General features: G+C 55.1%; 9 protein-coding genes. 2 read left to right on the forward strand and 7 right to left on the reverse strand.

Going from position 1 to position 9,404, the window contains the following annotated elements; all coding sequences use genetic code 11:
• From Q1B15_RS00880 to Q1B15_RS00890, 3 genes are all read right to left on the reverse strand, one after another.
• Positions 1-248: tripartite tricarboxylate transporter TctB family protein (locus tag Q1B15_RS00880; RefSeq protein ID WP_299748739.1), on the reverse strand; the 248-nt coding region annotated here is incomplete at its 3' end.
• A 71-nt stretch (positions 249-319) separates the two neighbouring features.
• Positions 320-1,312: a tripartite tricarboxylate transporter substrate-binding protein gene (locus Q1B15_RS00885; protein ID WP_299748742.1), complete on the reverse strand. Its 993-nt coding sequence runs from the start codon at positions 1,310-1,312 to the stop codon at positions 320-322.
• 79 nt (positions 1,313-1,391) lie between these two features.
• Positions 1,392-2,060 (reverse strand): GntR family transcriptional regulator, encoded by a 669-nt coding sequence (locus tag Q1B15_RS00890; protein ID WP_299748745.1) that lies wholly within the window; start codon positions 2,058-2,060, stop codon positions 1,392-1,394.
• Between the two features lie 185 nt (positions 2,061-2,245).
• On the opposite strand from Q1B15_RS00890, the gene Q1B15_RS00895 reads away from it, so the two are divergent.
• A complete protein-coding gene (locus Q1B15_RS00895) occupies positions 2,246-2,986 on the forward strand; it encodes an SDR family oxidoreductase (protein WP_299748748.1) in 741 nt (246 codons plus the stop codon).
• A gap of 223 nt (positions 2,987-3,209) precedes the next feature.
• Entirely contained in the window at positions 3,210-4,313 is a 1,104-nt protein-coding gene (locus Q1B15_RS00900; protein ID WP_299748751.1) for an AbrB family transcriptional regulator, read from the forward strand.
• A 408-nt stretch (positions 4,314-4,721) separates the two neighbouring features.
• Here Q1B15_RS00900 and Q1B15_RS00905 read toward each other — a convergent pair whose 3' ends face one another.
• From Q1B15_RS00905 to Q1B15_RS00920, 4 genes are all read right to left on the reverse strand, one after another.
• On the reverse strand, positions 4,722-5,807 hold the full coding sequence (locus Q1B15_RS00905) for a mandelate racemase/muconate lactonizing enzyme family protein (RefSeq protein WP_299748754.1): 1,086 nt from the start codon (positions 5,805-5,807) through the stop codon (positions 4,722-4,724).
• A gap of 148 nt (positions 5,808-5,955) precedes the next feature.
• Positions 5,956-6,702 carry a glutathione binding-like protein gene (locus Q1B15_RS00910; protein ID WP_299748757.1) on the reverse strand — a complete coding sequence of 249 codons (747 nt, stop codon included), beginning with the start codon at positions 6,700-6,702 and terminating at the stop codon, positions 5,956-5,958.
• A complete protein-coding gene (locus Q1B15_RS00915; RefSeq protein WP_299748761.1) occupies positions 6,699-7,913 on the reverse strand; it encodes a CoA transferase in 1,215 nt (404 codons plus the stop codon). Before Q1B15_RS00915 ends, Q1B15_RS00910 begins: the two co-directional genes overlap by 4 nt.
• A gap of 780 nt (positions 7,914-8,693) precedes the next feature.
• A complete protein-coding gene (locus tag Q1B15_RS00920) occupies positions 8,694-9,404 on the reverse strand; it encodes a ribonuclease activity regulator RraA (RefSeq protein ID WP_299748764.1) in 711 nt (236 codons plus the stop codon).

Raw genomic sequence — 9,404 nt, forward strand, 5'->3', positions numbered from 1 at the left:
AAGACAACGACATCGCCCCAGCCGCTGTCCTCGGAAGGGATAACCTGATCGGCTGCCGCGTCCGAGCCGGCGCGGCGCGCATCGATGATCGCCCAAATCGTGAAAAACACCATGCCGATTCCGACGAGCCGCGGGAAGAATCCGGGGCCAAGACGCCCGGTGCGTGTCATGAAGGAAAGATCTGCGAAGGCAACGTAGCTGTAGAATACAGAGCCGGCCAGCAAAACGAGCAGAAATCCGATACGCATTGTGATTTGGCCTCCAATAAATAAGTGATCGGCCGCACCGAGGGTGCGGCCGATCACATGTCTAGCGATTGCTATTCAATCGCGCCGACCGAGCGGAGTACAACGCCAAAGCCATTTTTGGTGTTTTCAAGGAAGGTGCGGAAGTCTTCCCCGTAGATGATTGTTGGTGTGAGCGTATTCCTCGCGATATATTCACCCCATTCAGGCGTCTCGACGACCTTTTTCATGGTTTCGATCCACCAGTCCTGAGCTTCGGCAGGCGCATTCGGTGCCAAAATCAGGCCACGCGGCATTGACACGCCGATGTCGAAACCAATGTCTCCCATTGTTGGCACACCTTCGAGCGCATCAGGTGTTGTTTGTCCTGAGAAGACCAAAGGGCGCAGCTCACCAGACTCGATAAGACCGAGTATTTCGCCCGGATTGCCAACCATCGCGTCAAGAGCATCCGACAACAAGGCTGTGGTCTGATCTGCCATTGAGTTAAACGAGACGTAGTCAAATTCGAACCCGGCTTTTTCAGCGAATAGGGTAGGGACGATGAAGTCCACGTTGACTGTGCCCGTGCCTCCGATGTTCATCGGCTGTGACTTTGCCATCGCAATGAAATCGTCGATGTTTTGGATCTCGGACGTTCCGTTCACGACGAGGACAAGATCATCTGCCGCAAGAAGCGCGACCGGCGTGAAATCCTCTGGCTGCCACGGTGTGTCGGCTTGCAAGGGTGTAGTGACAAAGCTGCCTGACGTCGTCGAAATCCCATATGGGTTGCCCGATTGAGCGAACAAATATCCCCATCCGACGGCGCCGGAGCCGCCTGCACGATTCTCTGGAGAAATATCGCCCGGGTAAAGCTCGTACTTTGTCAGAATTTCGATGATTGTGCGCGCCATAATGTCGTTGCCGCCACCTGGACCAAAAGCAATCGTCCAATCGAGCGTTTCATCAGCGGACGGGTAGTCTTGTGCGATTGCTTGCGATCCGAATGCTGCCGGAAGCGAAAACGCCAGTGCAACCGCAGTTGCGCGCAGCCAGGGGCCGCGAAGTTGAGTAGAGTTCGTCATTAGTTCCTCCCTAGGGTACTTTGTTTTGGTGAAGGCGCCACGGTCGTTTCGTGAAGCGCTTTGGTTAGAAAATCGTATTCTAAAACGTAGCCTTAAGGCGCTCCTTTCCATTCAAGTGGTGCCGCGCGCCTAAGGTGCGGGCTTGATCGATGTCTGAACGCTCAATGGCGCATACCAGTTGATGATGTTCTTCGTTCGAACTTGCGATTGCAGTTAGCCCGTTCAAAACACGAAACCGCATCAGTCGAACCTCTTTGCCAAACGAAACATACATCTCTGTGGCCCGTTCGGCGCCTGACAAGGCGGCGATGTGGTCGTGGAAGTCGAGGTTTAGCTCGAAATAGCGCTCTCGGTTTTCTTGTTTTACCGCGGCCTCCATCTTTGTGACGTAGCCGCGCAGTTCGACCTTCTGCGCTTTGCTCCCGCATTCGGCAACGCGAGCGCAAAGATATCCGGCAATCATGGCGCGCAGATCGTAGAGTTCCAGAATACCCTCGGTCGACAATTTCCGAACAAATGCGCCTTGATTTGCCACCGTGGTTATCAGCCCACAACGTTCAAGCGACCGCGCCGCTTCGCGTATGGGACCGCGGCTGACACCAAGCTTATTCGCCAGGTCGACTTCGTTAAGTCGCTCTCCGGCCTCCAACTCCCCCGCAAGGATCATCCGCTCAAGCTCATCGCGCACGTCGTGAGAGAGCGAGCGATTCCGCAATCTTTGGACAGATTCTCGAATATTATGGGGCATATTCATATGCTAAAAAAAACCTAAATAATGTCGAATGTCAACATTATTCTGCTGATTGACAATTGCCCGCGCAGCTGTAAATCCTGCCATCTGGTGCACGGCGAGAAATGAGCGCTTGCGCAAACAGTCAGGAAAAAAACGCGCACATGAGCTCATATAGGACGTGAAATCAAGGAGTTGACGAAATGACCGACAGAGTTCTGCTAGATAAGACGGCATTTGTTTCTGGCTCGGGCCAAAACATCGGCCGCGCGATTGCCGTTGAATTGGCAGAGATGGGCTGCAATATCGTTGTGAACGGAGCGCATAATGATGAGGCCGCGCAGATTACTGCGGGCTTGGTCGAAGCTGCCGGTGCAAAGGCGTTGGTCGCAATGGGGGACGTGGGACAGGCCGCAGACGTGGCCCGGATCGCCGATCAAGCCCTTTCAGCCTTCGGAACCGTCGACATTCTCGTGAACAATGCGGCACGCCGCCCTCACAAACCCTTTCTCGAAATGTCGGATAGAGATTGGCACGATGTGATCGATGTTGCACTTTCCGGCGTCTTTTACACCAGCCGCGCCTTTTTGCCGGGAATGGTGGAGAATGGCTGGGGACGGATTATCAACTTTGCCGGTATGAAGGCGATCAAGGGCTACTTTGAAGGGGCGCCCATTTCCGCTGCAAAACACGGTGTCTGGGGCATCACTAAGGCGCTTTCGACCGAATTTGCCGATAAAGGGGTGACTGCTAATGTCATTTCGCCGGGCCAGATACGCAAAGAGACCGCGTTGGAAGACGATCCTGCCCGCACGGCAAGGATCCCTGTCGGGTTCATGGGGCAACCAAGGGATATCGCCGCCGTTACGTGTTTCCTTGCCAGCCCGGCAGCGCGATTTGTCACCGGACAAATGATTGCGGTGAATGGCGGTGAGACGACTTAGGCGCGACATTCATTCACGCCCAAAACAGTGAAGAGCTTTCGAGTGGGGCTCCTCAGTTGTGCAGCTCGATAGGGATGAATATGCAGAATTCCAACTCCGCATATACCCGTCAGGAGCCCTCGGCTTTATGTGATCGGCGGACGACAAACTCAGGCGCATGGAGCGGCGGTATTTTTTTCCGATCGATATCACTCGAAATCCCTGCAGCCATTGTGTTTGTGGCATGACAGGCCCCCCTGACCTCGAGACGCGGTTTGAACAGCGCTCAAATTGGAAAGATCCGGATTGGTGGCGGAGTGCGTTGCTGGCCTACACCATCGCTTTGATTGGAGGCGGCATTGCAAGCCAAGCGGGATTTCCACTGCCGTGGATGCTTGGCCCTTTCTTCGCCTGTGGAGTTGCATCCGGCGCAGGGCTGACGCTCAGCGCGTTGCCCTTTGGACGGGAGACTGCACAGCTGATCATCGGGCTTGGCATCGGGCTTCGCTTTACTGCGGCAACGCTTATTTCAACCCTGTTGCTTGCCCCGGCGATGCTGGTTTCCACTGCTTATGTCATTGGCTACACAATGGTTGCTGCTTTTCTTTTCCGGCCGTTGGCGCGTGTGAACCACTCAACTGCATTCTTTGCTACAGCGGCCGGAGGCGTTGCCGATATGGCATTAATCGCGCGCGAGCGCGGAGGGGACGCGTCAGCCGTCGGGATCGTTCACGCGCTTCGCGTGTCGATGACGGTTGCGATCGTTCCAATTCTTGTTGTCAGTTTTGGAGAGTCGGGAAACGCGCCGGATCGGTTGTCCGACACAGGGCCGAGTGTCCTGTGGCTTTTGCCAGCGTTCTGCCTCGCCGTCCTTTTGGCGAAGCTCCTCAAGAAGACCAGAATGCCGAACCCTTGGTTGGTCGCGCCTATGCTTCTTGGCATTGTTCTTGGATCAACGGGCCTTTTGTTGACCGCTGTGCCGCCTGTCGCAATTGTGGGCGCGCAGGTCCTGCTGGGAACATGGCTTGGCAGTCAGTTCCGAAAGGAATTGCTTTTGACACTACCGCGCGTCGCTTTGGCGGGCATTGCGGCGTCGTTGTTTATGATTTGCGCCGCATTTGCGGGGGCGGTTCTACTGTCGGCAACGACATCTCTGTCATTGGCAACCGCCTTTCTTGCCCTTGCGCCCGCCGCGGTGACCGAAATGGTAATAACCGCTAAGACAATGCATTTGGATCCGGAAGTCATTACTGGATTTCACGTGATGCGAATCTTCATTGTTTGCTCTTCATCGCTCTTAGTGTTCAGACTGTATCGATACATAGGGCGTCTTCTGGCGCATGCGTGAAACTATGCGCCGCCTTCCGGTCAAGGGCTTTATGGACGTCATTCGCAATCGGGGCGTTTTCGTGCGTCACCTACAACTTTAAACGGTCTGTGAAGCCCTATAGTCTGCATGGCGATCTCTTTGGCCTCGCGGGCTTGCCGTTTCCAATATGGAGCATGGAGCCCATGCTGAGGGCGCTGGCGAGCGGGGATCCGGAGTAGGCCGATGGAACGCATTGGCGGCACGTGCAACCCTCAATGGATCGTATGATAAAAGCCGTCGAAACGACACAGACGTTGAAAGTAGATAGCGCGGGAAAGAGCGCTTAGCATGCCGCGTTTTTTGCAGTGCTGAAGCCGTCCCTAAGCGCAGTATCCTTGGCAATGGTTTCAAAGGATCGGTTGTTGGTCCGGAATATCTGGCGAACAGTTATTGAACGCGGCATTTTTCGAGAGAGTCTTCGTCGGGCTCAAGCCCAAGTCCGGGCGCGTCCGGGACGTGGAGATTGCCGTCCACCAGGGTAGGGCCGCTGGGCATAAGAAGCCGTGCGATCCTTGCCTGTGCGCGGTGCAATTCAATGGCCCCTACAGCCATCGCTCCGCACATCCAGTGCAGATTCAAAATATCCCAGCCACCAGCAGGGGAAATCGTATGGCCGTTGCTTGCTGCTCGCTGGGCCACGTCAATTGCGGACCTGAAGCCACCTGCAAACACCGCGTTGGGCTGGATGACCGAAACGCCGGCTTCACCGAGAAGCGCGAACCGATCAGCGCTTTGTTCCATCTGTCCGGCGCCAAGGGGAACGATATTCTGGCCCGCAAGCTTGGAAAGCTCATAGCGATTGTTTGCGCGCACTGGCTCTTCAAGCCAAGCAAGATTCAAATCTGCCACAGCGCACATGAATTCCTTCGCCGTCTCAAAATCCATTCCGCAATTTGCATCGGCTATCAGATCGGCGTCCATGCCGATTGCCTCGCGTACCGCCTTGAGTCGTGCCACATCCTCGGCGGTGCCGCGCTCTTTGGCCGCGACGAGAACCTTCACGCCTCTGGCGCCTGACGCGACCTCGCGTCCGCAAGCCTCGACCAAAGCATCAATATCCAAAGCTGAAAAACCACAGGTTACATGGACAGGCGCCTGGGTGCGGGTGCCTCCCAGAAGTGTCGAAACGCTAACCCCAGACCGCTTTGCCCGAAGGTCTGTCAGAGCGATGTTGAGAGCTGAAAGCGCTGATATTACAACTCCAGTCATGGCCCGCGGGTTGAACCGTGCCATGAGGTCACCGACCGGATCTTCCCCTAACGTCGGCCATGATTCAGTGACAGTATTGTTCAAAAACCCAGCTACTTCGCGGGCGAGGAAGCGACCGGTGAACCCATGCCCCGTTATGCCTTCCGCGTCCCGTATACGAAGATGCACAAAGGTGAAACTATCTGCTCCAGCATAAGGAGCTGGATCGCCAGGGAAAGCATTGGGGCTATGTACGCTTGCTTCAATTAAAAGCGGCATTTGCATCTGAAGATCTTTTCTCAGTTTACTCCCCGCCGTATACTGCGATCCACTGACCGATGACAAAGTGCGGCGCTATCAGTGGAAATCAACTTGACGTGGGTAGGGCGGTGACAAAATCCTTGGTCGTCTCGAAAGAAACAGCTTGAAGCAGTCAGGTCTGCTCATTCGTGTCGGACTTCCGGGCACTGCTCCGGAGAACCGACGAACTTTGATTGAACAGAACCTTGTTGTTGTCGGCGCGATGCTGGCCCCGGTTTTGCTTGCTTTTAAAGAGCTCAATGGCCCTTTGCACCGGGGGGCGGGCTTTGATCCGTGCCCGCCAATCTGCAACACGCGGAAAGGCCTCAAGCGATGCGCCCAGAGGTTTGGCGATGAAAGCCCATGGAAAGATCAGCATATCGGCGATTGAATATTCGGCCAGTATCCAGTCCTGACTTTCCAGTCGATTTTCCAGAACCGCCAGGTTGCGATCATATTCGCCAAGATACCGCTTAAAGCCGTAGTCGCGGTTATTCTCAGGGGCATAGTTTCGAAAGTGGCTAAGTTGTCCGCCCATCGGACCCTGATTGCCAACCTGCCAAAACATCCATTCCATGAGCTCTTTGCGCGCCCGCAAGTCGCTTGCGGAAGGGGCGAAGAGCTTCGTTTTATCAGCCAGATAAAGCAATATCGCAGCAGACTCGAATACAGATACCGGTGATTTCCCCCATTCTGGTGCGGGTGAGTAATCGACGATGGCAGGGATCTTCGCGTTCGGGCTGATTTTTAGAAAGTTATCTGAAAATTGCTCGCCTTCGGACAGCCGAACAAGCTTTGGTGCGTAGTCCAGCCCACATTCCTCAAGCATGATGGAGGCTTTCCATCCGTTCGGTGTCGGCGCGAAGTAAAGGTCTATCACTCAATACTCTCCTGTACATCTGTCGCAACACCACTCCTGATTAAGGTGTCGATATCATAGGCGCTGTATCCTGCTTCGTGCAGGACAGCGCGCGTATCTTCTCCAAGCCGGCGGGCCGGCCGTGGCGGAGCAACTGGGCTCGCTGAGAACCGAGCGGGCGCGCGCGCCTGACGGATGCGTCCAGCTTGCGGGTGGTCCAATTCCAGGATGGTGTGGTTGGCCGTGACCTGCGGATGGCTATACATTTCCGCCCGGGTCAGCACAGGCGCGCAGGGCACATCCTTTGCCGTCAGCCGGGTCATCCAGTTCACCGTGGTATCCTGCAAGAGAGCCTCTTGTGTCAGCGCAAGCCGCTCTGGCTTGTTGATCTCTCGCAATGCGACCGATGAAAACCGTGGGTCTTTCAGCCAGTCGGGTCGTCCCACGGCGGCCGATAAGCCGGACCAGGTGGAATCGGTGTGGGCCGAAACAGCCCTCCAGCTATCCTTGGTTTGATAAATCAGCTCAACAAAGCTTTGAGCCTGAGCGCCTTCGTCTGGGGCTGCCTCATCACCAATGAAGGTGTATCCAGCCATATCAGAACTCCACAGGAAGGCCACAACTGTGTCCAGCATAGACAGGGTCAAATGACTGCCTTGCCCTGTTTGGGTCCTTGCAAACAGGGCAGCGGTAATTGCCTGGCTCGCCTGAATTGCGGTCACTTTATCTGGCAGGATTGTCCGCACGAGGCGCGGCCGCGCAATGTCTGCTCCGCCCTGAACGCTCGCCAATCCCGAAAGCGCCTGAACAAGCGGATCATAGACAGGCTTGCCCGCCCAATCGCCTTCAAATCCGAACCCTGCGATCGAAGCATAAATGATATCAGAGCGCACGGCACGTATCGCTGGCTCGCCCAGACCCAATCGCTCGGCAACACCGGGACGAAAATTCTGGACAAATACGTCGGCCCCCTCGCAAAGTCGAAGCGCAGCTTCGAGGCCACGTGGATCCTTGAGGTTCAACGTTACCGAGCGCTTATTGCGATTATTGTTGAGAAATGAGGCCGCAAACCCGCCGCGCCTGCCAGCCACCTGACGGCTATGATCTCCGCCATTTGGATGCTCGATCTTTATCACTTCGGCGCCCTGATCGGCCATGATCATCGTGGCGAGAGGCCCTGAAATCATAGTGGTTGCGTCGATGATCCGTATTCCGTTCAAGGGTCCGGGCATTCAGTGTATCCTAATTAAGAGCTTCTGCTGCATTCCGGCATACAAAATCTACGCATACCTTTAGTTGGTAATCGGGTTCTAGTGGCCACGGCCGACGAGTTTTTTTTGCAGTCAAGGGTCTTAGGATCGTCTAACCGCCAGTTGGGGTCAAGAATGGTATCTCCCTCCCCATCAAGTGTCTTTTCCAACAAAAAATATAAGAAAAATGTCGACCTAGCGCGCAGGGATTTTATCTACATGCGGCGGTCTGCTTGCTACGACACTGTTCGCGTACGTCATAGATTTTATAAGCCCACGTATGAATGATCTGGCATCAAATCACTGTTATCAATTGAAAAACTGTTTACCACCCGACCAAGAACCGTGTCTCGTAAAGCGCAAGATACTTGGGCACAGCCCAATTCTCAGTGAGTAAGTGCGTTGTTCAATGATCATGTCTGCGTCTTCTCAGAGTGAATGGTCATCAGGCGGATGAACTTCTATGGTTTCAGGCGTTTGCGTTCCTCTCCCAGCCACGGAAAATCTGCCAGAATACCCTAACCAGAAACGAGGACGTTTTCAGCGATCACATTAATGTGGACTTTAGGTTCCTCGATTTCGTTTTTGGTATGCGCGTCGTGCTCGAAGCCCCAGTTTTCACAAGAGCTCAACGCGCGTCTGCGGGCGTTTTTTTGTCCAGCAATGAATGCGGTCTGACTTGGCTATGTGAGCCAGCAACACTGCCATCTCAAATCCCCCAACTTGGACCCATGGGTGCTGACGCCAGCGACCGATGAGATTTCAACTTTGGTTGTCAGCTAGCCATGTCTCGTAGCGAACCCTGGTTTCTTCGTTCATCGGATAGAGGCCGGGCAGTTTCTCACCACGTTCGACTTCTCCAATGATCCATCCCTCTAGCTTTTCTTGCGCGGGCGACTCGGCGACGACCTCGTCCAACAAAGCTTGCGGAATTACCACGGCCCCGTCGCTGTCGGCAACGACAATGTCACCGGGTATAACTGCGACGCCACCACAGCCTACGGTCTCATTCCAGCCAACAAATGTCAGGCCCGCGACCGACGGAGGTGCGGCCGCCCCCTTGCACCAAACCGGTAGATCGGTGTCGAGCACACCACCAAGGTCGCGTACGGCACCATCGGTGATCATCGCGGTGACATTACGTTTCTTCATGCGGGCGCAAAGGATGTCGCCGAACACGCCAGCGTCGGTGATCCCCATCGCGTCAATAACGGCGATGCACCCTTCAGGCATTTCCTCGATCGCAGCACGGGTCGAGATCGGGCTGGCCCATGACGCCGGGGTCGCCAGGTCCTCGCGCGCGGGGACAAAGCGAAGCGTAAACGCTGTACCAACCAGCCGCGACTGGTCAGCGCGCAGCGGCATGGCACCGCGTATCCAGACATTGCGCAAACCCTTTTTCAACAAGATGGTTGTCAAGGTCGCAGTGGTTACTTTTTCCAGTGTGGCCTTGGCTTCGATCGAAAGTGTCAT

This window comes from uncultured Boseongicola sp. (genome assembly GCF_937988555.1).
GTDB lineage: Bacteria > Pseudomonadota > Alphaproteobacteria > Rhodobacterales > Rhodobacteraceae > Boseongicola.